Raw genomic sequence first — 23,498 nt, 5'->3', positions numbered from 1 at the left:
ACGGCTTTCCGTACAGCGGCCGTTCGTGCGAAGGCCTTCCGTACAGCGGCCTTCCGTACAGCGGCCGTTCGCGAGGTCGCCGTTCGCGCCGCGGCCGTTCGCAGGGTGGCCGTCCGGACGGTGGTCTTTCGTGTACCGGTCGTGGGGGTGCGCGGGCATCCGGTCCGCCGCCCCGGCCCGAGCGGGGCCGGTGCCGGTCGGGCTCCCGGGCCGCGCCGGCCTCACTTGGTCAGCTCCAGGGTGGGGACGTCCGGCGGGTTCAGCCCGAAAACCTGCGCGTACAGGGAGAGTTCGGCCTCCAGTGCGCGGACCATCGTCTCGGCGCGCCGGAAGCCGTGGCCTTCGCCCTCGAAGGCGATGTAGGCGTGCGGGACGCGGCGGCCCTCCTCCGCCAGCCGGGCCAGGAAGCGCTCGCACTGCACCGGCGGACAGATGGCGTCGTCGAGTCCCTGGAGCAGCAGGAACGGGGCGGTGATCCGGTCGGCGTGCTCGGACGGCGACCGCTCGGCGTAGCGGCCGGGCACCTCGGCGATGGGCCCGACCAGCGACTCCAGGTACTGCGACTCGAAGTCGTGGGTCTCCCCGGAGGCCCAGCCGGTGAGGTCCAGGATCGGGTAGATGATCGTGCCGCAGGCGTACACGTCGGTGACGGCGAGGGAGGCTGCGGTCGTCCAGCCGCCCGCGCTGCCGCCGCGGATCGCGAGGCGCCGCCGGTCGGCGGTGCCCTCCGCCGCGAGCGCGAGCGCCACGGCCGCGCAGTCCTCGACGTCGACGACGCCCCACTGCTCGCGCAGCCGGTTGCGGTACTCGCGCCCGTAGCCCGTCGAACCGCCGTAGTTGACCTCGGCGACCCCGATGCCCCGGGAGGTGAAGTAGGCGATCTCCAGGTCCAGGACGAGGGGCGAGCGGCCGGTGGGGCCGCCGTGCACCCACACGACGTACGGCGGCAGTTCGTCGCCGGGCGCGACATGGCCCGGGTGGTGCGGCGGGTAGACGTGCGCGTGGATCTCGCGCCCGGCTGGTCCGGTGAAGGAGCGGATCTGGGGCTCGGGGTAGTGCGCGGGGTCCACCGGGTCGTCGTGCGCGGCGCCGACCACCCGGGCGCGCCCGGTGCGCGCGTCCAGCTCGACGACCTCGTACGCGCTGCGGGGGCTCGCTCCGACGCCGACGATCCTGGTGCCCTGTGCGGCGAGGGTCGGCGCGAACTCCGTCCAGGGTCCGGCCGCGTCGACGAGCTCGCCGGTCTCCGGGTCGAGTATCCCGAGCGCGGTGGACCCCAGCCCGTGCACGACCGCGATCAGACCGCTCTCCAGGGGGGCGAACCAGCGGTTCCCGACGCGCCAGAGCGATCCGCCGAACTCCTCCTCGCGCGGGCAGACGGCCACGCCCTCGCCGCCCGCGCCGAGTCGGTGGAGGTTCCACCAGCCGGTGCGGTCGCTGACGTACAGGAGGGTGCCGTCCGGCGCCCACTCGGTCTGGACGACGGACTCCTCCGGGCCTCCCGCGACGGTGCACGGGCCGGACAGCGTGCCGCCCTCGGTGACGTCCGCGAGGATCACCTCGGTGCCGTCCCAGGGCATCCGGGGGTGGTCCCAGGCGAGCCACGCCGCCTGCCGGCCGTCGGGCGAGACCCGGGGTCCGGTGACGAACCGGTGCCGGCCGTCGGACAGTTCACGGACGGCGTCGCGGTCCCGCGCCGCCGAGCCGTCGAGGGGCACGGCGGCGAGGACCCGGCGCACGTCGCTCGGCCCGTCGCCGGTGAACTCCTCCAGAACGCACCACACCTCGTCCCGCTCCCCGCGGATCTGCGGGTCGACCCAGCGCAGTCCGCCGCCCACGTCCGAGACGGGGGTCAGCGGGATGGGTTCGGCGCCGGGTTCCCAGCGGTAGAGGCGCTGGTCGGAGAAGTCGACGAAGACGATCAGGGGCCCCTCGGCGCGCATGACACCGGCCCAGGGGAGGCCTCCGTACTCGATGACGCGACTGCGCACGTTCCACGGTGCGGGCAGGACCGACTCCTGCCGGCCGTCCTCCGTCCGGCGCACCAGGGTGCGCCGCCCGCCCTCGGTGGGCCGGGGTTCGGTCCACCAGACCTCGGCGCCGACGAAGCCGACGAACTCGGGGTGCCCGTCGTGCGCGGCGGCGAGCGTCGCGTCGATCGGCGAGGGCCAGGATCCGTAGGGCAAGGTCTGCATGTCGTCCCCCTAGGCCGTGCGCAGAAAGCGGTCGAGAACGCGGACGCCGAAGTGGAGCGCCTCGACCGGCACCCGCTCGTCGACTCCGTGGAACAGGGCTTGGTAGTCGAAGCCCTCGGGCAGCTTCAACGGGGCGAATCCGTAGCCGGTGATGCCGAGGCGGGAGAACTGCTTGGCGTCCGTGCCGCCGGACATGCAGTACGGCACGACACGGCCCTCGGGGGCGAACTCCTCGACGGCCGCCCGCATCCGCGCGTACGTCGGGGTGTCGAGGGGGGCCTGGAGCGCCACCTCGTGGTGCTCGAACTCCCACTCCACGTCGGGCCCGGTGAGCCGGTCCATGGTGGCGCGGAACTCGTCCTCGCCGCCGGGGAGATAGCGGCCGTCCACATGGGCGACGGCCTCTCCCGGAATCACGTTGATCTTGTAACCGGCGCTCAGCATCGTCGGGTTGGAGCTGTTGCGGACCGTCGGCTCGACGAGGGCCGCTGCCGGGCCGAGCTTCTGGAGCAGGTTGTCGACGCCGCCCGGGTCGCCCAGGTCCGCGTCCACGCCGTAGACGGCGGCGAGTTCGGTGAGGGCGGCCCGGACGGTCGGGGTGAGGCGCAACGGCCACTCGTGGTCGCCGATGCGGGTGACGGCGGCGGCGAGACGGGTCACCGCGTTGCTCCGGTTCACCTTGGAGCCGTGGCCGGCGCGGCCCCGCGCGGTGAGCCTGAGCCAGCCGGTGCCGCGCTCGCCCGCCGCGATCGGGTAGAGCTGCCGGCCGCTGCCGTCGTGGAAGGTGAAGGCCCCCGACTCGCTGATCCCCTCGGTGCAGCCCTCGAAGAGTCCCGGATGCCGGTCGGCGAGGAAGCCCGAGCCGTCCTCGGCGCTCGCCTCCTCGTCCGCGGTGAAGGCGATGACGAGGTCGCGGCGGGGCCGTACACCTTCGCGGGCCCAGGAGCGGAGGACGGCGAGGATCATCGCGTCCATGTTCTTCATGTCGACCGCGCCGCGCCCCCAGACGACGCCGTCGCGGACCTCACCGGAGAAGGGGTGGACGGTCCAGTCCTCCGCCTGCGCGGGCACCACGTCCAGGTGACCGTGGACGAGGAGGGCGTCGGCGGACGGGTCGGTGCCCGGCACGCGGGCGACGACGTTGGTCCGCCCCGCCGTGCGCTCCAGGAGGGTGGGCTCCAGGCCCGCCTCGGCCAGGAGCGCCGCGGCGTACTCGGCGGCCGGGCGCTCGCGGCAGTCCCCGCCGCCCCGGTTGGTGGTGTCGATCCGGATGAGGTCGGAGGTGAACCGGACGACCTCGTCCAGTGCCTGTGCGTCAGCCATACTGCTCCTCCACCGCCGCCGAGACGATCGTGGTGACCGCCTTGAACGTCCGGATCCCCTCGTACATGGTGTCGCTGGTGTAGGCGATCTTCCGCTCGCCGGTACGGTCCACCCCGGGCACGACGGTGGCGGCCATCGCCAGATGTTCGGCGTCGAACTCCAGGGCGACGGTGAACGGTCCCGCGGCGACGGGCTCGTGCCGCACGGCGAGCGCCGCGGCCTCCTTGGCGGCGGCCCGGATGTCGGCGGCGGTCCTGGCGGGGGTGCGGCACACGGCCGCGTACCGCGACACGTGGTCCTTCACGGCGACCTTCAGGGCACCGGGCGCGTACCCGAGGGCGTCCTCGCACGCCACGTCGTCGCCGGTGACCAGCACCACCGGCACGCCGTACTCGGCGACCACGCGGGCGTTCAGCAGGCCCTCGCTCGCGCGCACCCCGTCGACCCACACGCCGGTGATGGAGTTCGCGAGGTAGGTGTGGGCGAGGACGCCCTCCATGCCGGCGCCGGCGTGATAGCCGACGAACGCGATGCCGTCCACGTCGTCGTGCTGCACGCCCTCGACCATGGACAGCGACTTGTGCCGGCCCGTGAGCATCTCGGCTCTCTCGTCGAGCTGCTCCAGCAGGAGGTTGCGCATGGTCCAGTGGGCCTCGTTGATCAGCACCTCGTCGGCGCCGCCGTCGAAGAAGCCGAGCACCGCGGCGTTCACGTCCGAGGTGAACATCGCGCGGCAGCGCTCCCACTGCGGGGTGCCCGGCAGCACGTCGGCCGGCCAGGTCACACCGGTGGCGCCTTCCATGTCGGCGCTGATGAGGATCTTCATGCCGGAAACCGTACGCGCTTGTGCCCGGGCCCGGCAGAGCCTGTGGACAACTCTCACCGGTCCAGACCACTGGCGTCACTCGGTACGCCCCGCCATCAGCTCTTTCGACACGGTCCGCGGCGCGGCTCCTCCGTCGCGCGGGCGGCGGAGGGAGCCCTGCCGTGCGGTCGAACGCACCCGTCGGGGAGCGCGTTCCTGCCGGGTCAGTCCTCGTGTCCCAGTCGCAGGTCCCGTTCCGTGCGGCCTCCGCCGGCGACCTGGAGCACGGTGGCCACGGGCGGGTAGCCGGCCGCGATGACGGTGTACTCCCCGGACGCCAGGTCGACGAACCGGAACGTGCCGTCGGGTCCGGTGGTGAGGGTGTCCACCACGTTGCCCGCGGCGTCCAGGAGAGTCACGCGCGCGTCCTCGACGGGGCGTCCGCCGCCCGCCCGGACGGTGCCGCGCAGTACGGCGCCGCCCGCGAGTTCGACGTCCTGGCGGGTCTCGCGCGCGGCCTGGACGGTCACGGGGAGGGCGGCGGGGCGGAACGCGGGCGCGCTGGAGGCCAGGGTGTACTCGCCGGCCACCAGCTCGGTGATCACGTACCCGCCCTCGCGTCCGCTGCGCGTGGTGGCGACGACCTCGCCGTGCACGTTGGTGAGGGTGACGGTGGCCTCCCGCACCGGGGTGCCGTCCGCGGTCAGCACGCTGCCGGCGAGGCGGCCCGCGCCGCCGAGCACGACGTCGAGTTCGACGGGTCGTTCGCCGACGGTCACGGAGACGGCCTGCGGCTGGTGTCCGCCGGCCGCGGCGATCAGCACGTACGATCCCGCGCCGGGTGTGGACAGCGCGTAGCGCCCGTCCTCGCCGCTGGCGCCCCGCCCGATCTGCTGTCCCCCGACGTCGATGAGGGTGAGGGCGGCCCGGGGGACGACCGTGCCGTCGGAGTGCTGCACCGTGCCGCAGACGGGGATCCCGGCGGCGTGTCCCGAACGGGCCGGCGGGATGGGGGTGTTCACCTGCGCGGACTCCGGCTCGGCGGTGGGGGCGTTGTGGGACACCAGCGGTTTCTCCTTGAGGAAGAAGGCGATGACCAGTCCGAGGACGAGGACCGGCACGAGGTAGAGGAAGATCCGCGGCATGGCGTCCGCGTAGGCGCCGATGTACTGGTCGCGCAGGGCGGCGGGCATCGCGTGGACGAGCTGCGGGGTGATGGACTCGGCCTCCCCGGCGGGGGCGCCGGGGCGCGCGGGGAGGCGTTCGGCGAGGGCGTCGGCCAGCCGGTCGGCGAACAGGGTGCCGAAGACGGCTGCGCCGACGCTTCCGCCGATCTGCCGGAAGTAGTTGTTGGCGCTCGTCGCGGTGCCGAGGTCGGCCGGGCGCACGGAGTTCTGCACGGCGAGCACCAAGACCGGCATCACCATGCCGATGCCGGCACCGAGGATCGCCATCCACAGGCTGTAGTGCAGCCGGGGGGTGTCGACCTCCAGGTGCGAGAGCAGCCACATGCCGACGACGGAGAGGGCGCCGCCGAGGATCGGGAAGAGCTTGTAGCGGCCGGTGCGGCTGATGAGCTGGCCGGAGACGATGGAGGCGCCGACGATGCCGCCCATCATGGGCAGCATCAGCAGTCCGGACTCGGTGGCGCTGGCGCCGTCGACCATCTGCAGGAAGGTCGGCAGGTAGCTGGCGGCGCCGAAGAGGGCGACCCCGACGACCAGGCCGACGAGCGCGGTGACGTTGAAGACGCCGTCCTTGAACAGCCGCAGCGGGATGAGGGGTTCGACGGCGAAGCGTTCGACGACGAGGAACAGCGCGGTCGCGGCGAGGGCTCCGGCGGCGAGCCCGAGGATGGCGCGGGAGCCCCAGGCGTACTCGGTGCCGCCCCAACTGGTCAGCAGGACGAGGCAGGTGGACGCGGCGGCGAGGAGGAGGATGCCGAGGACGTCGACGCGCCGGCGGACGGACGGTTTCGGCAGCTTGAGCACGACGGTGACGACCGCGAGGGTGAGCAGTCCGAAGGGCACGTTGACGTAGAAGCACCAGCGCCAGGAGAGGTGGTCCGTGAAGTAGCCGCCGAGCAGCGGGCCCGCGACCGACGCGAGCCCGAACGCGGCGCCGATCAGGCCCATGTAGCGGCCGCGCTGCCGGGGCGGCACGATGTCCGCGATGATCGCCTGCACACCGATCATCAGGCCGCCGGCACCGGTGCCCTGGACCGCGCGGAAGGCGATGAGCTGGTCCATGGTCTGCGCGCGGCCGGCGAGCGCCGAGCCGATCACGAAGACGACGATGGCGAACTGGAAGACGCCCTTGCGGCCGAAGAGGTCGCCGAGCTTGCCGTAGACCGGGAGTCCGACGGTGGAGGTGAGCAGGTAGGCGGTGATCGCCCAGGACATCTTGTCCAGGCCGTGCAGCTCGCCGACGATCCTGGGGAGCGCGGTGGCGACGATCATCTGCTCCAGGGCGGCGAGGAGCAGCGCCAGCATGAGCCCGCAGAAGACCAACCGCACCTGGCGCGGGGCGAGTCCGGCGGGTTCGACGGCCGGCGGCGCGGCCTCCGGCGGGGGTGCGACGACCGGTTCGTCCTGCACCAGAGTGATCCCGCCCACGTACCGCTCCCCTCGTCGCACCCGCGCACAATTGCCGCTTATGGCGACAACTGCGAGCAAGCGCGACGAGTTACGGCACGAACGCCGGAGGACGGGAGATCCACTCGAACCGGTGAGAGATCAACACGCCCTCGGGCGGCCCTTCTTGAGGTCGGCGAGCCCCGCCGGGGGTTACCGCCGCGTCGACGGTGTCACTTCTCGGCGTGGGCGGCGAGGTTGGCGAGCTCCGCGTCGTAGATGCGGGCGAGACCCTTGGGCGCGAAGGTCCGCTCGAAGAAGCCCCCGATGCCGCCCGCGCCGTTCCAGACGCTGGTCACCACGACACGCGACGCCCCCTCACCGGCCGGGGTCACCCGCCAGGTGGTCACCATGGAGGAGTTGCGGTCCTTCTCGACGAGTTCACCGTCGGTGGGCTCGGTCACCTCCAGGAGGCAGTCCCGGACGCGCTTGCTGGTGGCCTGGAGCTTCCAGTGCACGAGGGTGCCCTCGCCGTCGCCGCCCTCGCGGACCTCGTACTCGCTGAAGTGCTCGGGCAGCAGCTTCTGCCGCGTGCCGCTGTAGTCGGCCAGGGCGTCGAACACCGCCTCCGCGTCCGCCGCGATGACCCGCTCCGTCGTCGCCTCGACCTGCGCCATGGCACTTCCTCCAGCAGTTGGTTCCTCGGGTGTGCGGTCAGCCAACCACCCGGCGGCCCGGGCGCCCAAATCGGGGTGCCCGTGGGGTACGGGCCGGGTCGGCCGGGCTTCCGGGAAACGCGGTCGCACGATCAAGGGAACATATGTTCTATTCTGTGGTCAGTGCTACCGAGGAGGCGTCATGCGCTGGGAGAACCTGACCGTGGACCCCGCCGGGGACCCCGCCCGGGACGCCGCGCTGTTCGGCGCGGACCGGGTGACGACACGAACGTTCGACACCCCCGAGTTCCGGGGGATCACCTTCCACGAGATCCGGGCGCGCTCGATCGTGAACCGGGTGCCGGGGGCGTCCCGGATGCCGTTCGAGTGGACCGTCAACCCGTACCGGGGCTGCACGCACGCGTGCGTCTACTGTTTCGCGCGCAAGACGCACAGCTACCTGGACCTCGACACCGGCCTCGGCTTCGACTCGCAGATCGTGGTCAAGGTCAACGCTCCGGAGCTGCTGCACCGCCAGCTCGCCTCGCACCGCTGGCACGGCGAGCACATCGCGATGGGCACCAACGTCGACTGCTACCAGCGCGCCGAGGGCCGGTACCGGCTGATGCCGGGCATCATCGCGGCCCTGCGCGACCACGCGAACCCCTTCTCCATCCTGACCAAGGGCACGCTCATCCTGCGCGACCTGGACCTGCTGAGGCAGGCGGCCGAGGTGACCGACGTCGGGATCTCGGTGTCCGTGGGCTTCACCGACGCCGAGCTGTGGCGCACCGTCGAGCCGGGCACGCCGGCCCCGGAGCGCCGTCTGGACGTCGTCCGCACCCTCACGGACCACGGCATCGACTGCGGCGTCCTGATGGCGCCCGTGATCCCGTTCCTCGGTGACCATCCCGCCCAACTGCGCGCCACCGTACGGGCGATCGCGGCCTCCGGGGCGTCCTCCGTGACCCCGCTGGTGCTGCATCTGCGGCCCGGCGCCCGCGAGTGGTTCATGGCCTGGCTCGGGCACCACCACCCGCATCTCGTACCGCGTTACGAGCGGCTGTACGCGGAGGGCGCCTACGCCCCGAAGTGGTACCAGCGCCGGATCACCCGCCAGGTCCACGAGCTGGCCGAGGAGTACGGCATCGGCCCCACGCGCGCGGGGATGCCGCGCCGGATCACCACCCCCGAGCCACCGGCCCCGGCAGCCCCGGAACCCACCCAGCTCACGCTCCTCTGACGCTCCCTCAGGACACCTGGCCGGAAAGGGCCGAGGGGCGACCCGCGGCGGCATCCGAGCGCATCGGGCGGACCAATCGGGTCGAGTCTTGCCGGAACGCGTTCGTCCGGGGCCCGGCTCCGGGACGATACGGCGAAGGCCGTGGCGTGCACGGCTCGAAATCCTCCGTCCTGGGAGGCCTTGTGAAGAAACGCGCAGCTGCTCTGTGCGGGGCTGCCGCCGTACTGGCCGGGGTGATCACGTCGGCCCCCGCCGACGCGAGCGCCGGCCCCGCGGCCGCACCGCGCAGCGCCCCGGCCGCGAAGCTCGGCTGGAAGAAGTGCGCCACCAGCGACTACCCGACCCTCCAGTGCGCCTCCCTGAAGGTGCCGCTGGACCACTCGAACCCCTACAGCGAGCGCATCACCCTCGCCCTGTCCCGCGTCCCGCACACCGCGAAGACGTACCAGGGCCCGCTCCTGGTGAACCCCGGCGGTCCCGGCGGCAGCGGTCTCACGCTGGCCGGGTTCGTCGCCTCCGCACTGCCCAAGGCCGTGGCGGCGCAGTACGACGTGATCGGCTTCGACCCGCGCGGCGTGGGCGCGAGCAAGCCCGCCCTCGACTGCAGGCCGGGCCAGTTCAAGCCGGTCCGGCCGGACTCCGTGCCGAGCACCAAGGCCCTGGAGAAGGCCAATCTCGACCGTGCGAAGTCCTTCGCCGCGGCGTGCGGCACCAAGTACGCGGAGCTGCTGCCGTACATCGACACGGTGAGCGCCGTCCGCGACATGGACGCGATCCGTGCCGCACTCGGCGCCAAGAAGATCAACTACTTCGGGTACTCGTACGGCACCTACCTCGGGGCCGTCTACGCCAAGCTGTACCCGCAGCGGGTCCGCCGGCTCGTGCTGGACTCCATCGTCGACCCCACCGGCGTCTGGTACGAGGACAACCTCAGCCAGGACTACGCCTTCAACGACCGTCACCTGGCGTTCCTCGCGTGGGTCGCGAAGAACAACACCACCTACAAGCTCGGCACCGATCCGGCCAAGGTCGAGGCCAAGTGGTACGCGATGCGCGCGGCGCTCGCCAAGAAGCCCGCGCAGAAGAAGGTGGGCGCCTCCGAACTGGAGGACACCTTCATCCCGGGCGGCTACTACAACGGCTACTGGCCCTACCTCGCCCAGGCGTTCGCGTCCTATGTGAACGGCAAGGACTCGGACGCGCTCGTCGAGGCCTACGACAACTTCGCGGCCGTCGACGCCTCGGGCGACAACGGGTACAGCGTCTACACGTCCGTGCAGTGCCGTGACGCCTCCTGGCCACGCGACTGGCGTAAGTGGCGCAAGGACAACTGGGCGGTGTACGACAAGGCGCCGTTCATGGCCTGGAACAACGCCTGGTACAACGCGCCGTGCGCGTTCTGGCCGACGGACTCGCTGCGGCCGGTGGACATCTCCAACCACCGGCTGCCGCCCACGCTGCTGTTCCAGGCGACCAACGACGCGGCCACCCCGTACGAGGGCGGCGTCACGGTCCATCAGCAGCTGCGCGGTTCCAGCCTGGTCGTCGAACAGGGCGGCGGGAACCACGGGATCACACTGAGCGGCAACGCCTGCCTGGACAAGTACCTGGCGACGTATCTGACCGACGGCAAGGTGCCGCGCGGCGACGGTGAGGCCGACGCGGTGTGCAAGACGCTGCCCGACCCCAAGCCGCTGACCACGAAGGCCGCGTCCACCTCGGCACGGGGCTCGGCGCTGCACGGGCTGCTCGGCTTCCGGGGCTGAACCCTCAGCCGGGCGAGGCCCCGTCGGGGGCGCTGTCGGACCCGTGGTCCACGATGGACCCATGAGTGATCCGACCCGCATCCCCGCCCCCGACGGGGTCGCCCCCGCCACCGCGTACTCCCACGTGGTGGCGGCCACGGGGCGCTTCGTGGCCGTCTCGGGCCAGCTCCCGCTGGACGAGGACGGCGCGATCGTCGGGGAGGGCGACGCCGAGGCGCAGGCCCGCCAGGTCTTCGAGAACCTGCGCCGCTGTCTGGCGGCGGCGGGCGCCACCTTCGAGGACGTGGTCAAACTGACCTTCTTCGTCACGGACATGGCCCACCTGCCCGCCATCCGGGCCGCCCGGGCCGCGCACCTGCCCGCCGACCGGCTGCCGGCCGCCTCGGCCGTCCAGGTCGCCGCCCTGGTGAGACCCGAGTTCCTGATGGAGATCGAGGCGTTCGCGGTGGTCGGCGCGTGAGCGCGCTCCGGGTCCGTGAGATGACCCTCGCCGACTGTCCGCGCGTGGCCGAGATCCGGGTGCGCGGCTGGCAGAGCGCGTACAAGGGCCTCATGCCGCAGTCGTATCTGGACGCGCTCAGCGTGTCCGAGGACGCGGCACGGCGCCGCGGCCACCTCGAACGCGCCGACGGCTCCGTGGTGAACCTGGTCTGCGAGCGCGAGGGCACGGTGGTGGGCTGGGCGTGCCACGGCCCCTACCGCGACGGCGAAGCCGGCCCCGCGGACGTCGAGCTGTACGCGATCTACGTCCATCCGGATCTGGTGGGCCGGGGAGTCGGGCAGGCCCTGTTGCGGGCATCCGTCGACCGGTGCGTGGCCGCCGGGCGGGAGCGCATGCTGCTGTGGGTCCTCAGGGACAACATCCCGGCCCGCCGGTTCTACGAGCGGGCCGGCTTCGGCGCCGACGGGGCGGAGGAGCCCTTCGAGGCGGCCGGCGTCGAGGTGCCCGAGGTGCGCTACGTCCGGACCCTGCCGCGCGCGTGACCCGGCTGCCGCCGTCCGCGCACGGGGCCGCCTCCCCCGGGTGCGTCAGCGCGTGCCGCCGGCTCCCCCCTCGGGAAGCCGGTCCAGTGCGCGGACGGCGGCCTGCGCGAGCGCCGGGTGGGCCAGCGCCTCGGTCAGGACCGGGCGGGCCCGGGCGTCACCCAGGGTCCCGAGGCCCTCGACGCAGGCGAGCGCGACCCTGCGGTACGGGTCGTGCGGGTGCAGCCTGCGGCGCAGGACGGTGATCAGCGCGGGTACGGCCTCGGGGGCGCGGAGTTCGGCCAGCAGCCGGACCGGCTGGAGGGCGTAGGCGACGCGCAGTTCGTTCGTGGCGAGCGCGGCGGCGGCGCGGGCCGTGCGGGCGTCGCCGAGCCGGGCCAGGGCACGGGCCGCGGAGGCGCAGCGCTCGGGATCGCGGTGGTTCAGCAGCAGGACGAGCGCCTCGAAGGCCCGCCGGTCACCGGCGGTGCCGAGCCGGAAGGCGACCAACTCCCGCGCCCACAAGGGCTGTCCGGGTTCGGTCAGCGCGGCCGCCAGGACTTCGGGGTCCTCGGTCGCCGCGAGGCGTTCGTACCCCGGTGACGCCCCCGCCTCGGCCCGTACACGCTCCGTGAGTGATCGCAACGCTTCGTCCATGGGCCGAGCTTAGGCACGCCCGTGAGGTGCGGGGACCTACATCACAAAGTCGGGGGCTGGCGCGCTCGTTACCGGCGGGTTAAGCTCAGACGAGCGAGTTACCCACTCGTGTTGGACCTCTCGGTGGCCTGGTGACGCAGCCGCCGGGAGAGCAGTCGGTCCGGTACCTCAGGTACCGCAGTACGACACGGCTCCGGGACAGGGCCGGTCGGCTCCACCGCCACACGGGCGCGCTCTCTTCGGCGCCCCGTTCGCCACCGGGCGTGTGCGCTCGTCAGCCCGGTCGACACCCGCAACCTCCGCACCGTGTGCGCCTGTTCGGCGTACCCGGGCGCACCCCTCAGTCGTCACCCTCTCCCAGGAGTCCCGCGATGGCCACTCCCCTGTCCGACACCCCTCTGTCCCCGCTGAAGACCGTCGCCGTCGTCGGCCTCGGCACCATGGGCACCGGCATCGCCGAAGTCCTGGCCCGGGCCGGCCGCGACGTCATCGGCATCGACATCAGCGAGGCCGCGGCCGTCCAGGCCGTCGCCGCCCTCGAAGCCTCCACCGGACGCGCCGTGGGGCGCGGGCGGCTCAGTGAGCAGGAGCGCACGGACGCCCTCGGCCGGTTCCGCACCTCCACCGACCTCGCGGCCGCCGCCGACGCCGACCTCGTCATCGAGGTGACCCCGGAGTCGTACGACATCAAGCAGCAGGTCTTCCGGGCGCTGGACGGCATCGTGCGGCCCGAGACGATCCTCGCGACGGGCACCAACGCGCTGTCCGTGACCCGGCTCGCCGCCGACTCCTCCCGCCCCGAGCGCGTGCTCGGCCTGCACTTCTTCAACCCGGCGCCGGCCATGAAGCTGGTCGAGGTCGTCTCCTCGGTGCTGACCGCGCCGGCCGCCGTCGCCGCGGTCACCGATCTGGCCCTGGAACTCGGCAAGGAGCCCGTCGCGGTCGGGGACCGCCCCGGATTCGTCGCCGACGGACTGCTGTTCGGCTACCTCAACCAGGCGGCCGCGATGTACGAGGCGAAGTACGCCTCGCGCGAGGACATCGACGCGGCCATGAAGCTCGGCTGCGGACTGCCCATGGGCCCGCTCGCGCTGCTCGACCTGATCGGCGTGGACACCGCGCGCACGGTCCTGGAGGCCATGTACGCCGAGTCCCAGGACCGGCTGCACGCCCCCGCGCCCATCCTCAAGCAGCTCAGCGAGGCGGGCCTGACCGGGCGCAAGTCCGGCCGCGGTTTCTACTCCTACGACGCCCCCGGCGGCGCCACCGTCGTGCGGGACGCGCTGACGCCGTCGCAGGACGGCACGCAGGCCCCCGGCCGCACCGTCCGCTCGGTCGGTGTCGCGGGCTCCGGGACGATGGCCTCCGGCATCGCGGAGGTCTTCGCCAAGGCCGGCCACACCGTCGTCCTCGCGGCCCGCAGCGAGGAGAAGGCGCAGGCCGCGAAGGCACGGATCGGCAAGTCCCTCTCCCGCTCCGTCGACAAGGGCCGGCTGACGGCCGAGGCGGCGGCGCAGACCCTGGAGCGGATCACGCCGACCGGCAGCTACGACGACTTCGCCGACGTCGATCTGGCGCTGGAGGCGGTCGCGGAGGACCTGGAGGTCAAGCAGCAGCTGTTCGGCGTCTTCGACAAGGTCTGCAAGCCGGGCGCGATCCTCGCCACCACCACCTCGTCGCTCCCCGTCGTCGCCTGCGCGCGCGCCACCTCGCGCCCGCAGGACGTGATCGGCATGCACTTCTTCAACCCGGCCCCCGCGATGAAGCTCGTCGAGGTCGTGCGGACCGTGCTGACCGCGGACGACGTGCACGCCACCGTGCGCGAGGTCTGCGCGACGATCCGCAAGCACCCGGTGGACTGCGGCGACCGGGCCGGCTTCATCGTGAACGCGCTGCTGTTCCCGTACCTCAACAACGCGATCAAGATGGTGCAGGAGCACTACGCCTCGCTCGACGACATCGACGCGGCGATGAAGCTGGGCGGCGGCTACCCGATGGGCCCGTTCGAACTGCTCGACGTGGTCGGTCTCGACGTGTCGCTGGCCATCGAGAAGGTCCTGCACCGCGAGTTCCGCGACCCGGGACTGGCCCCCGCGCCACTCCTGGAGCACCTGGTGGCCGCGGGCTGCCTCGGCCGCAAGACGGGCCGCGGTTTCCGCGAATATGCCCGCCGCTGAGCGTCCGGGCGACTCGTTCACGGCGGACGCCGACTGGGGCGGACTGCTCGAACCGGCCGGAAACCCCTCGCCCGTCCCGGGCGGGGGGATCCCCGGACATGCGCGCTCTCCTGCACCCATGCAGTACGTTCGGGTCATGCCCCAGCCCGCCAAGTCCTCACGTACCCCCGCCACGTCCGACGCTCCTCCGGAGAGCGCCGCGGGCAACCGCGCGGCGGCCCAACGGCTCAAGATGCGCCGGGAGCTGGCGGCCGCGGCCATGGAGCTGTTCGCGACCAAGGGGTACGAGGCGACCACCGTCGACGAGATCGCCGCCCGGGCGGGGGTGGCCCGCCGCACCTTCTTCCGCCACTTCCGCTCCAAGGAAGAGGCGATCTTCCCGGACCACGACGACACCCTGATCCGGGCCGAGGCGGTGCTCAACGCGGCGCCCGCGCACGAGCATCCGCTCGACACCGTGTGCCGCGGCATCAAGGAAGTCATGCGGATGTACGCGGCGCAGCCGGAGATCTCCGTCTCCCGCTACAAACTGACCCGCGAGGTACCGACGCTGCGCGAGGCCGAGATCGCCTCCGTGGCGCGCTACGAGCGGCTCTTCACGCGCTATCTCCTCGGCCACTTCGACGAGCACGCGCACGACGACGACGCCAATGACGATCCGCTGCTCGCGGAGGTCGCCGCGTCGGCCGTGGTCACGGCGCACAACCACGTGCTGCGGCGGTGGCTGCGGGCCGGTGGCCAGGGTGACGTGGAGACCCAGCTGGACCACGCCTTCGCCATCGTCCGCAAGACGTTCGGCACGGGGATCGGCGCGGGACGGGAGACCGCGCCGCGACCGGCCGCCGCCGCCTCGTCCTTCACCGAGGGGGATGTGCTGGTGACCGTGGCCCGGGTGGACGCCCCCCTGGACCAGGTGATGCGCACCATCGAGCAGGCACTCAAGGACCGGCCCTAGCCGGCCCCTCGCACACCTTGGGCAGTACCGCCCGTCCGCAGTGGCCGGACGGGTTGATTCAGCACCGGACGGGCTCCTTTTGAGCGCGTCCGGTGTTTTTATGCCCTGATCTGATCGATCATCGCTCACGTGTTACGTAAAGATTTCATCTGAGCGCAACTTTTGGCACTGCGTGCCTTGTCAGGTGACACGGCGTGCCATACGTTGAAGGAGTCCGGGCGGCCGGCGTGCAGAGACCCTTCGTACGCCGGCTGTCCCCGCAAGCCGACGGCCTGCGCGCCCGGACGCCTGCGTCACAGGCACCCTCTCGCGCACACCAAGCGCTGCCCAGCACCACCTCCGCCGGACCGACGGCACACCCCCACCCTCAGCAGCAGCACCGACGTAACCCTCAGCGTTCCCCTCAGGACGCTCATCGCCGGAGGCACCACGTGAAGGAAATCCTGGACGCGATCCAGTCGCAGACGGCCACGTCCGCCGACTTCGCCGCTCTTCCGCTCCCCGAGTCCTACCGCGCGATCACCGTGCACAAGGACGAGGCGGAGATGTTCGCGGGGCTCGGTTCCCGCGACAAGGACCCCCGCAAGTCGATCCACCTGGACGACGTGCCGGTGCCGGAGCTCGGCCCCGGCGAGGCCCTGGTGGCCGTCATGGCGTCCTCCGTGAACTACAACTCGGTCTGGACGTCGATCTTCGAGCCGGTCTCGACCTTCAGCTTCCTGGAGCGCTACGGGCGGCTCAGCGAGCTCAGCAAGCGCCACGACCTGCCGTACCACATCATCGGCTCGGACCTCGCGGGCGTCGTGCTGCGCACCGGCCCCGGCGTGAACTCCTGGAAGCCCGGGGACGAGGTCGTCGCGCACTGCCTCTCGGTCGAGCTGGAGTCCTCGGACGGTCACAACGACACGATGCTCGACCCCGAGCAGCGGATCTGGGGCTTCGAGACCAACTTCGGCGGCCTCGCCGAGATCGCGCTCGTCAAGTCCAACCAGCTCATGCCGAAGCCGGACCACCTGAGCTGGGAGGAGGCCGCCGCTCCCGGCCTGGTGAACTCCACCGCCTACCGGCAGCTCGTCTCCCGCAACGGCGCCGGCATGAAGCAGGGCGACAACGTCCTCATCTGGGGCGCCAGCGGCGGACTCGGCTCCTACGCCACGCAGTTCGCGCTGGCCGGCGGCGCCAACCCGATCTGCGTCGTGAGCAGCCCGCAGAAGGCGGACATCTGCCGCGCGATGGGCGCCGAGGCGATCATCGACCGCAACGCCGAGGGCTACAAGTTCTGGAAGGACGAGACCACCCAGGACCCGAAGGAGTGGAAGCGCTTCGGCAAGCGCATCCGCGAGTTCACCGGCGGCGAGGACATCGACATCGTCTTCGAGCACCCCGGCCGCGAGACCTTCGGCGCGAGCGTCTACGTCACCCGCAAGGGCGGCACCATCACCACCTGCGCCTCGACGTCGGGCTACATGCACGAGTACGACAACCGCTACCTGTGGATGTCCCTCAAGCGGATCATCGGCTCGCACTTCGCGAACTACCGCGAGGCCTGGGAGGCCAACCGGCTCGTCGCCAAGGGCAAGATCCACCCCACGCTCTCCAAGGTGTACTCCCTGGAGGACACCGGGCAGGCCGCCTACGACGTGCACCGCAACCTCCACCAGGGCAAGGTCGGCGTGCTCGCGCTGGCACCCCAGGAGGGTCTGGGCGTGCGCGACGAGGAGAAGCGCGCCCGGCACATCGACGCCATCAACCGCTTCCGGAACGTCTGAGGTCCGCCATGACCGAGCGTCAGCCCGCCCCGGCGAGGGCGGAGAAGGACCGGCCGTGGCTCATGCGCACGTACGCCGGACACTCCACCGCCGAGGCGTCCAACGAGTTGTACCGCCGCAACCTCGCCAAGGGGCAGACGGGCCTGTCCGTGGCCTTCGACCTGCCCACGCAGACCGGCTACGACCCCGACCACATCCTCGCCCGCGGCGAGGTGGGCCGGGTCGGGGTCCCGGTCTCGCACGTCGGTGACATGCGCCGGCTGTTCCAGGACATCCCCCTGGACCAGATGAACACCTCGATGACCATCAACGCCACCGCCATGTGGCTGCTGGCGCTCTATCAGGTCGTCGCCGAGGAGCAGGGCGTCGACATCACCCGGCTCCAGGGCACCACCCAGAACGACATCGTGAAGGAGTACCTGTCGCGGGGCACGCACGTGTTCCCGCCGGTCCCCTCCCTCCGTCTCACGACGGACATGATCACGTACACGGTGAACCACATCCCCAAGTGGAACCCGATCAACATCTGCAGCTACCACCTGCAGGAGGCGGGCGCCACACCGGTCCAGGAGATCGCCTACGCGATGTCCACCGCGATCGCCGTCCTGGACGCGGTGTTCGCGTCCGGGCAGATCGCCGAGGACCGCAAGGGCGATGTCGTGGCCCGGATCTCCTTCTTCGTGAACGCGGGCGTCCGCTTCATCGAGGAGATGTGCAAGATGCGGGCGTTCGGCCGCATCTGGGACAAGATCACCCGCGAGCGGTACGGCATCGAGAACCCCAAACAGCGCCGCTTCCGCTACGGCGTCCAGGTCAACTCCCTCGGCCTGACCGAGGCGCAGCCGGAGAACAACGTCCAGCGGATCGTGCTGGAGATGCTGGCCGTGACGCTGTCCAAGGACGCCCGCGCCCGCGCCGTCCAACTGCCCGCCTGGAACGAGGCGCTGGGCCTGCCCCGCCCCTGGGACCAGCAGTGGTCGCTGCGCATCCAGCAGGTCCTCGCGCACGAGAGCGACCTGCTGGAGTACGAGGACATCTTCGAGGGTTCGCACGTGATCGAGGCCAAGGTCGCGGCCCTCGTCGAGGAGTCGCTGGCCGAGATGGACCGGATCGAGGAGATGGGCGGCGCGATGGCCGCCGTCGAGTCGGGCTACCTGAAGTCGCAGCTCGTCTCCTCGCACGCCGAGCGGCGGGGCCGGATCGAGTCCGGCCAGGAGAAGATCGTCGGCGTCAACATCTACGAGTCGACCGAGCCCAACCCGCTCACGGCCGACCTGGACGCCGCGATCCAGACGGTCGACCCGGCCGTCGAGGCCCGGGTCGTCTCCGCGCTCCAGACCTGGCGGGACACGCGCTACCAGCCGCCCTTCAACCACCCGCGCCCGTGCAAGGCGCTGGAGCGGCTGAAGGAGGCCGCCGAGGGCACCGGCAACCTCATGGAGGCCACCCTGGAGTGCGCCCGCGCCGGCGTCACGACCGGCGAGTGGGCCGGGGCGCTGCGCGAGGTGTTCGGTGAGTTCCGCGCCCCCACCGGCGTCTCCTCCGCGCCCGTCGCGGTCAGCGCCGGCGAGGGCACCGGGCTCGCCCTGGTGCGCCGCAAGGTGGAACTGACGGCCCGCGACCTGGGCGTCGGCAAGCTCCGGTTCCTGGTGGGCAAGCCGGGCCTCGACGGGCACTCCAACGGCGCCGAGCAGATCGCCGTGCGGGCCCGCGACGCCGGGTTCGAGGTGGTCTACCAGGGCATCCGGCTCACCCCGGAACAGATCGTGGACGCGGCCGTCGACGAGGACGTGCACGCCGTGGGCCTGTCCATCCTGTCCGGCTCGCACGCCCAGTTGGTGCCGGACGTCCTGGAGAAACTGCGCAAGGCCGGCGCCGCCGACATCCCGGTGATCGCGGGCGGGATCATCCCGAACGCCGACGCCGAACAACTGCGTGCCGCGGGAGTGGCCGCCGTCTTCACCCCGAAGGACTTCGACATCACCGGAATCATCGGCCGTATCGTCGACGAGATCCGCAAAGCGAACAAGCTCGGCCCCCTGGAGGTCCCCGCATGACATCGCCCGTCAACCGTCTGCGTCCGCGCCGCTCCTGTCTCGCGGTCCCCGGAAGCAACCCGCGCTTCCTGGAGAAGGCGCAGGGGCTCCCCGCGGACCAGGTCTTCCTCGACCTGGAGGACGCGTGCGCGCCGCTGGCCAAGCCCGACGCCCGGCACACCATCGTCAAGTTCCTCAACGAGGGCGACTGGACCGGCAAGACGCGGGTCGTGCGCGTCAACGACTGGACCACCGAGTGGACGTACCGCGACGTCGTCACGGTCGTCGAGGGCGCGGGGCCGAACCTCGACTGCATCATGCTGCCGAAGGTCCAGGACGCCCAGCAGGTGGTGGCGCTCGACCTGCTGCTGACGCAGATCGAGAAGACGATGGGCTTCGAGGTCGGCAAGATCGGCATCGAGGCGCAGATCGAGAACGCCCAGGGGCTCAACAACGTCAACGCGATCGCGCAGGCCTCCCCGCGCGTGGAGACGATCATCTTCGGCCCGGCCGACTTCATGGCGTCGATCAACATGAAGTCGCTGGTCGTCGGCGAGCAGCCGCCCGGCTACCCCGCGGACGCCTACCACTACATCCTGATGAAGATCCTGATGGCCGCCCGCGCCAACAACCTTCAGGCGATCGACGGCCCCTACCTGCAGATCCGCAACGTCGAGGGCTACCGCGAGGTCGCGCAGCGCGCCGCCGCGCTCGGCTTCGACGGCAAGTGGGTGCTGCACCCGGGCCAGGTGGAGGCCTCCAACGAGATCTTCTCGCCCTCCCAGGAGGACTACGACCACGCCGAGCTGATCCTGGACGCGTACGACTACTACACGTCCGAGGCGGGCGGCAAGAAGGGCTCCGCGATGCTCGGCGACGAGATGATCGACGAGGCCAGCCGCAAGATGGCCCTGGTCATCTCGGGCAAGGGCCGGGCCGCCGGCATGCGGCGCACGTCCAGCTTCGAAGCCCCGGAGGCCTGAGCACCATGCAGTTCGGACGCACCTACGAGGAGTTCGAGGTCGGCGCGGTCTACAAGCACTGGCCCGGCAAGACGGTCACCGAGTACGACGACCACCTCTTCTGCCTGCTGACCATGAACCACCACCCGCTCCACATGGACAGCAACTATGCGGAGAAGACGACCGATTTCGGCAAGAACGTGGTCGTGGGGAACTACATCTACTCGCTGCTGCTGGGCATGTCCGTGCCGGACGTCTCGGGCAAGGCGATCGCCAACCTGGAGGTCGAGTCGCTGAAGCACGTGGCGCCGACCTTCCACGGCGACACGGTCTACGGCGAGACGACGGTCCTCGACAAGACGCCCTCCCGCTCCAAGACGGACCGCGGGATCGTGTACGTCGAGACCAAGGGCTACAAGCAGGACGGCACGCTGGTCTGTGTCTTCCGCCGCAAGGTGATGGTCCCCACCGAGACGTACATCAAGGAGCGCGGCGGCGAACAGCCCGGCCGCCCCCAGCTCAAGGAGCAGGAGAAGTAGCCATGGCGCGACTCGCCCAGACCGCCGGTCTCACGGACGTCCAGCGGGAGATCCTCTCCACCGTCCGGGACTTCGTGGACAAGGAGATCATTCCGGTCGCGACCGAGCTGGAGCACCGCGACGAGTATCCGCAGGACATCGTCGACGGCCTGAAGGAACTCGGCCTGTTCGGTCTGATGATCCCCGAGGAGTACGGCGGTCTCGGCGAGTCCCTCCTGACGTACGCGCTGTGCGTCGAGGAGATCGCGCGCGGCTGGATGTCCGTCTCCGGCATCATCAACACGCACTTCATCGTCGCGTACATGCTCAAGCAGCACGGCACGCAGGAGCAGAAGGACCACTTCCTGCCGCGGATGGCGCTCGGCGAGGTGCGCGGCGCGTTCTCGATGTCGGAGCCGGCGCTCGGCTCGGACGTGTCGGCGATCTCGTCGAAGGCGGTGAAGGACGGCGACGAGTACGTCCTGAACGGCCAGAAGATGTGGCTGACGAACGGCGGGACGTCGACGCTGGTGGCCGTTCTGGTCCGAAGTGACGAAGGACACCCCGAGGGCACGGCGCCCCACAAGTCGATGACGACCTTCCTGGTGGAGAAGGAGCCCGGCTTCGGAGAGGTCCGTCCCGGCCTCACCATTCCCGGGAAGATCGACAAGATGGGGTACAAGGGGGTCGACACCACCGAACTCATCATGGACGGACTGCGCATTCCGGCCGATCGGGTGCTCGGCGGGACCACGGGCCGAGGGTTTTACCAAATGATGGACGGAGTCGAGGTCGGCCGCGTCAACGTCGCGGCGCGTGGCTGCGGTGTCGCCCAGCGTGCTTTCGAGCTGGGCGTCTCGTATGCCCAGCAACGCCACACTTTCGGCAAGGCGATCGCCCAGCACCAGGCCATCCAGTTCAAGCTGGCCGAGATGGCTACCAAGGTCGAGGCCGCCCATGCAATGATGGTGAACGCGGCTCGCAAAAAGGACTCCGGGGAACGAAACGACCTCGAAGCAGGGATGGCGAAGTACCTCGCCTCCGAGTACTGCAAGGAGGTCGTGGAGGATGCTTTCCGGATCCACGGCGGCTACGGCTTCTCCAAGGAGTACGAGATCGAGCGCCTCTACCGCGAGGCGCCGATGCTGTTGATCGGTGAAGGTACCGCCGAAATCCAGAAAATGATCATCGGCCGCCGGCTGCTCGAAGAGTATCGACTCCAGGGTTAGATGTCCTGGTTCGGGGTGTTTTCTTCGCGAAGAAGATCACACCCCGTCAACACTCTTCGGCCGTCGACTCCGCTTCCTGGCTTGCCCAGTTGTGGTGCGCGACCGGTACGATCGCGTGAAAGCCGCCGTCCCCCGTAAGAGCGCGGCATCATCCGCTACGAAGGTCATCCATGCCCCACAGCCAAACCTCTGCACCTCGCGACAGCCGGACCGGCGTCCGCCTCGCGCGCGGAGCATCGCCGTGGCTCCTCCCGACCGTCGCCACCGCAGCACTCAGCCTGGCCCGTTCGCGCCGCTCCGGCGCGGCCCGGGCCGTGGCCGTACCCGCCACCGCGCTCGCGGCCGGGATGCTGTGGTTCTTCCGCGACCCCGAGCGCGAGATCGCTCAGGGCCGGGTGATCTCGCCCGCCGACGGCGTGGTGCAGAGCATCATGCCGTGGAAGGACGGACGGACCCGCGTCGCGATCTTCATGAGCCCGCTCAACGTCCACGTCAACCGTGCGCCCCTCTCCGGCACGGTGACGTCGGTGGAGCACATCCCCGGCGGGTTCGTTCCGGCGTTCAACAAGGAGAGCGAGAACAACGAGCGCGTCGTCTGGCACTTCGACACCGAACTCGGTGACATCGAGATGATCCAGATCGCCGGCGCCGTGGCTCGTCGCATCGTCCCGTACATCCCGCAGGGCACCAAGGTCGAGCAGGGCGACCGGATCGGACTGATCCGCTTCGGCTCGCGCGTCGACATCTACCTGCCCGAGGGTGTCGAGGTCGATGTGGAGGTCGGTCAGAAGACCGTGGCTGGGGTGACTCGAATTGACCGTGGTTGATCCTGAGACACAGGCCGGCTGGGTGCCGGAGGCCGACGACATCGACGACGACGAGGAGATGCCCCTCTCGCTCCGTCTGTCGATAGCGGACACCCTCACCCTCGGCAACGCCACGTGCGGGTTCATGGCGGTGTACTTCACCACCACGGGCATTCTGATCCCGCACCTCACCGGCAGCCAGGAGACGGGCATGGCGCGGCACAGCGCCGCGACGGCCGTCATCCTCATGCTCTGCGCGGCCGTCTTCGACCTCTTCGACGGTCTGGTCGCCCGCAAGCTGCGCTCCTCCCCCATGGGCGCCGAGCTGGACAACCTGTCGGACCTGATCAGCTTCGGGCTCGCGCCGGCGTACTTCGTCCTGGTCTACGGCATGGTCGCGGACGACGCGCATCAGCGGGTCGCGGCGGTCGGTGCCATCGTGGTGCTGCTGGCGGTGGTGCTGAGACTGGCGCGCTTCTCGTGCGTGACGGTCAAGGACGGCACCTTCCAGGGCATGCCGTCCCCGTTCGGAGCCCTCACCGTCGTCTCCATCGTGCTGCTGGAGCTGCCGTTCGTCGCCACGCTCATGGCGATCATCGGCACCGCCTGGCTGATGGTGAGCCGGGTCGAGTACCCGAAGCCGCGGGGCCGCCTCGCGGTCGCGATGCTCTCCTGGATCGTCCTGTCGATGGGTCTCCTGGCCGCGTGGGCGTTCGACGCCCCGAGCGGTCAGTTGCTCCTGCAGACCGGCTGTGCGCTCCAGCTGGTCATGGGAGCGGTCATCCCGCTGTTCGCCACGGCCCGCCGGGTGAACAACTTCCGGGACAACCGCCGCGAGGCACGGGCCGCTCAGCTCCCGTAACCC

Annotated in this window: 19 protein-coding genes; 13 read left to right on the top strand and 6 right to left on the bottom strand. The window is 70.9% G+C overall.

Annotated elements, in window-relative coordinates; translation table 11 throughout:
- Window positions 1–221: 221 nt before the first annotated feature.
- The 5 genes from B0675_RS20140 to B0675_RS20120 form a co-directional block, all read right to left on the bottom strand.
- Window positions 222–2,195, bottom strand: coding sequence for a prolyl oligopeptidase family serine peptidase (locus B0675_RS20140; RefSeq protein ID WP_081220210.1), 1,974 nt, complete (start codon window positions 2,193–2,195; stop codon window positions 222–224).
- 9 nt (window positions 2,196–2,204) lie between these two features.
- Window positions 2,205–3,518: a M20/M25/M40 family metallo-hydrolase gene (locus B0675_RS20135; RefSeq protein WP_081220209.1), complete on the bottom strand. Its 1,314-nt coding sequence runs from the start codon at window positions 3,516–3,518 to the stop codon at window positions 2,205–2,207.
- Window positions 3,511–4,344 carry a M55 family metallopeptidase gene (locus B0675_RS20130; RefSeq protein WP_081220208.1) on the bottom strand — a complete coding sequence of 278 codons (834 nt, stop codon included), beginning with the start codon at window positions 4,342–4,344 and terminating at the stop codon, window positions 3,511–3,513. Before B0675_RS20130 ends, B0675_RS20135 begins: the two co-directional genes overlap by 8 nt.
- A 203-nt stretch (window positions 4,345–4,547) precedes the next feature.
- Window positions 4,548–6,938, bottom strand: coding sequence for an MFS transporter (locus tag B0675_RS20125; RefSeq protein WP_081220207.1), 2,391 nt, complete (start codon window positions 6,936–6,938; stop codon window positions 4,548–4,550).
- Between the two features lie 191 nt (window positions 6,939–7,129).
- The gene (locus B0675_RS20120; protein ID WP_081220206.1) at window positions 7,130–7,573 is read right to left on the bottom strand and encodes an SRPBCC family protein; all 444 of its coding nucleotides are present in this window, start codon (window positions 7,571–7,573) and stop codon (window positions 7,130–7,132) included.
- Window positions 7,574–7,754: 181 nt separating this feature from the next.
- On the opposite strand from B0675_RS20120, the gene B0675_RS20115 reads away from it, so the two are divergent.
- The 4 genes from B0675_RS20115 to B0675_RS20100 all read left to right on the top strand — a co-directional run bounded on the left by B0675_RS20115 (window position 7,755) and on the right by B0675_RS20100 (window position 11,545).
- Window positions 7,755–8,795, top strand: a complete 1,041-nt coding sequence (locus B0675_RS20115) for an Rv2578c family radical SAM protein (protein WP_081220205.1) — start codon at window positions 7,755–7,757, stop codon at window positions 8,793–8,795.
- A 182-nt stretch (window positions 8,796–8,977) separates the two neighbouring features.
- Complete coding sequence (locus tag B0675_RS20110; RefSeq protein WP_081220204.1) at window positions 8,978–10,561, top strand: alpha/beta hydrolase; 1,584 nt, start codon at window positions 8,978–8,980, stop codon at window positions 10,559–10,561.
- 61 nt (window positions 10,562–10,622) lie between these two features.
- Window positions 10,623–11,021 carry a RidA family protein gene (locus B0675_RS20105; RefSeq protein WP_081220203.1) on the top strand — a complete coding sequence of 133 codons (399 nt, stop codon included), beginning with the start codon at window positions 10,623–10,625 and terminating at the stop codon, window positions 11,019–11,021.
- A gap of 20 nt (window positions 11,022–11,041) precedes the next feature.
- Window positions 11,042–11,545 carry a GNAT family N-acetyltransferase gene (locus B0675_RS20100; protein WP_179165416.1) on the top strand — a complete coding sequence of 168 codons (504 nt, stop codon included), beginning with the start codon at window positions 11,042–11,044 and terminating at the stop codon, window positions 11,543–11,545.
- A 45-nt stretch (window positions 11,546–11,590) separates the two neighbouring features.
- Here B0675_RS20100 and B0675_RS20095 read toward each other — a convergent pair whose 3' ends face one another.
- Entirely contained in the window at window positions 11,591–12,181 is a 591-nt protein-coding gene (locus B0675_RS20095) for an adenylosuccinate lyase (protein WP_081220201.1), read from the bottom strand.
- A gap of 371 nt (window positions 12,182–12,552) precedes the next feature.
- Here B0675_RS20095 and B0675_RS20090 point away from each other — a divergent pair, with 371 nt between their 5' ends.
- From B0675_RS20090 to pssA, 9 genes are all read left to right on the top strand, one after another.
- Window positions 12,553–14,358 (top strand): 3-hydroxyacyl-CoA dehydrogenase family protein, encoded by a 1,806-nt coding sequence (locus B0675_RS20090; protein ID WP_081220200.1) that lies wholly within the window; start codon window positions 12,553–12,555, stop codon window positions 14,356–14,358.
- 136 nt (window positions 14,359–14,494) lie between these two features.
- Window positions 14,495–15,313 (top strand): TetR family transcriptional regulator, encoded by an 819-nt coding sequence (locus B0675_RS20085; protein WP_241539819.1) that lies wholly within the window; start codon window positions 14,495–14,497, stop codon window positions 15,311–15,313.
- A 431-nt stretch (window positions 15,314–15,744) separates the two neighbouring features.
- Window positions 15,745–17,082, top strand: a complete 1,338-nt coding sequence (gene ccrA / locus B0675_RS20080; RefSeq protein WP_081220198.1) for a crotonyl-CoA carboxylase/reductase — start codon at window positions 15,745–15,747, stop codon at window positions 17,080–17,082.
- An 8-nt stretch (window positions 17,083–17,090) separates the two neighbouring features.
- A complete protein-coding gene (locus B0675_RS20075; RefSeq protein ID WP_081220197.1) occupies window positions 17,091–19,139 on the top strand; it encodes a protein meaA in 2,049 nt (682 codons plus the stop codon).
- Window positions 19,136–20,101 carry a CoA ester lyase gene (locus tag B0675_RS20070; RefSeq protein ID WP_081220196.1) on the top strand — a complete coding sequence of 322 codons (966 nt, stop codon included), beginning with the start codon at window positions 19,136–19,138 and terminating at the stop codon, window positions 20,099–20,101. Before B0675_RS20075 ends, B0675_RS20070 begins: the two co-directional genes overlap by 4 nt.
- Before the next feature lie 5 nt (window positions 20,102–20,106).
- Window positions 20,107–20,619: a MaoC family dehydratase gene (locus B0675_RS20065; RefSeq protein ID WP_081220195.1), complete on the top strand. Its 513-nt coding sequence runs from the start codon at window positions 20,107–20,109 to the stop codon at window positions 20,617–20,619.
- Window positions 20,620–20,621: 2 nt separating this feature from the next.
- Entirely contained in the window at window positions 20,622–21,827 is a 1,206-nt protein-coding gene (locus tag B0675_RS20060) for an acyl-CoA dehydrogenase family protein (protein ID WP_081220194.1), read from the top strand.
- Between the two features lie 170 nt (window positions 21,828–21,997).
- Complete coding sequence (locus B0675_RS20055) at window positions 21,998–22,654, top strand: phosphatidylserine decarboxylase (protein WP_081220193.1); 657 nt, start codon at window positions 21,998–22,000, stop codon at window positions 22,652–22,654.
- A 22-nt stretch (window positions 22,655–22,676) separates the two neighbouring features.
- Entirely contained in the window at window positions 22,677–23,495 is an 819-nt protein-coding gene (gene pssA, locus B0675_RS20050; protein ID WP_081220192.1) for a CDP-diacylglycerol--serine O-phosphatidyltransferase, read from the top strand.
- The last annotated feature ends 3 nt before the right edge of the window (window positions 23,496–23,498 follow it).

Origin of the sequence: Streptomyces sp. M41(2017) (genome assembly GCF_002078175.1) — a bacterium.
GTDB lineage: Bacteria > Actinomycetota > Actinomycetes > Streptomycetales > Streptomycetaceae > Streptomyces.
This window is presented reverse-complemented; position numbering and strand designations above follow the sequence as displayed.

Coding starts and splice junctions, on each gene's coding strand:
- B0675_RS20075 (WP_081220197.1), top strand. CDS start 17,091: ATGACCGAGCGTCAGCCCGCCCCGGCGAGGGCGGAGAAGGACCGGCCG.
- B0675_RS20070 (WP_081220196.1), top strand. CDS start 19,136: ATGACATCGCCCGTCAACCGTCTGCGTCCGCGCCGCTCCTGTCTCGCG.
- B0675_RS20140 (WP_081220210.1), bottom strand. CDS start 2,195: ATGCAGACCTTGCCCTACGGATCCTGGCCCTCGCCGATCGACGCGACG.
- B0675_RS20090 (WP_081220200.1), top strand. CDS start 12,553: ATGGCCACTCCCCTGTCCGACACCCCTCTGTCCCCGCTGAAGACCGTC.
- B0675_RS20135 (WP_081220209.1), bottom strand. CDS start 3,518: ATGGCTGACGCACAGGCACTGGACGAGGTCGTCCGGTTCACCTCCGAC.
- B0675_RS20060 (WP_081220194.1), top strand. CDS start 20,622: ATGGCGCGACTCGCCCAGACCGCCGGTCTCACGGACGTCCAGCGGGAG.
- B0675_RS20055 (WP_081220193.1), top strand. CDS start 21,998: ATGCCCCACAGCCAAACCTCTGCACCTCGCGACAGCCGGACCGGCGTC.
- B0675_RS20105 (WP_081220203.1), top strand. CDS start 10,623: ATGAGTGATCCGACCCGCATCCCCGCCCCCGACGGGGTCGCCCCCGCC.
- B0675_RS20065 (WP_081220195.1), top strand. CDS start 20,107: ATGCAGTTCGGACGCACCTACGAGGAGTTCGAGGTCGGCGCGGTCTAC.
- B0675_RS20115 (WP_081220205.1), top strand. CDS start 7,755: ATGCGCTGGGAGAACCTGACCGTGGACCCCGCCGGGGACCCCGCCCGG.
- B0675_RS20120 (WP_081220206.1), bottom strand. CDS start 7,573: ATGGCGCAGGTCGAGGCGACGACGGAGCGGGTCATCGCGGCGGACGCG.
- B0675_RS20100 (WP_179165416.1), top strand. CDS start 11,042: ATGACCCTCGCCGACTGTCCGCGCGTGGCCGAGATCCGGGTGCGCGGC.
- B0675_RS20095 (WP_081220201.1), bottom strand. CDS start 12,181: ATGGACGAAGCGTTGCGATCACTCACGGAGCGTGTACGGGCCGAGGCG.
- B0675_RS20130 (WP_081220208.1), bottom strand. CDS start 4,344: ATGAAGATCCTCATCAGCGCCGACATGGAAGGCGCCACCGGTGTGACC.
- B0675_RS20085 (WP_241539819.1), top strand. CDS start 14,495: ATGCCCCAGCCCGCCAAGTCCTCACGTACCCCCGCCACGTCCGACGCT.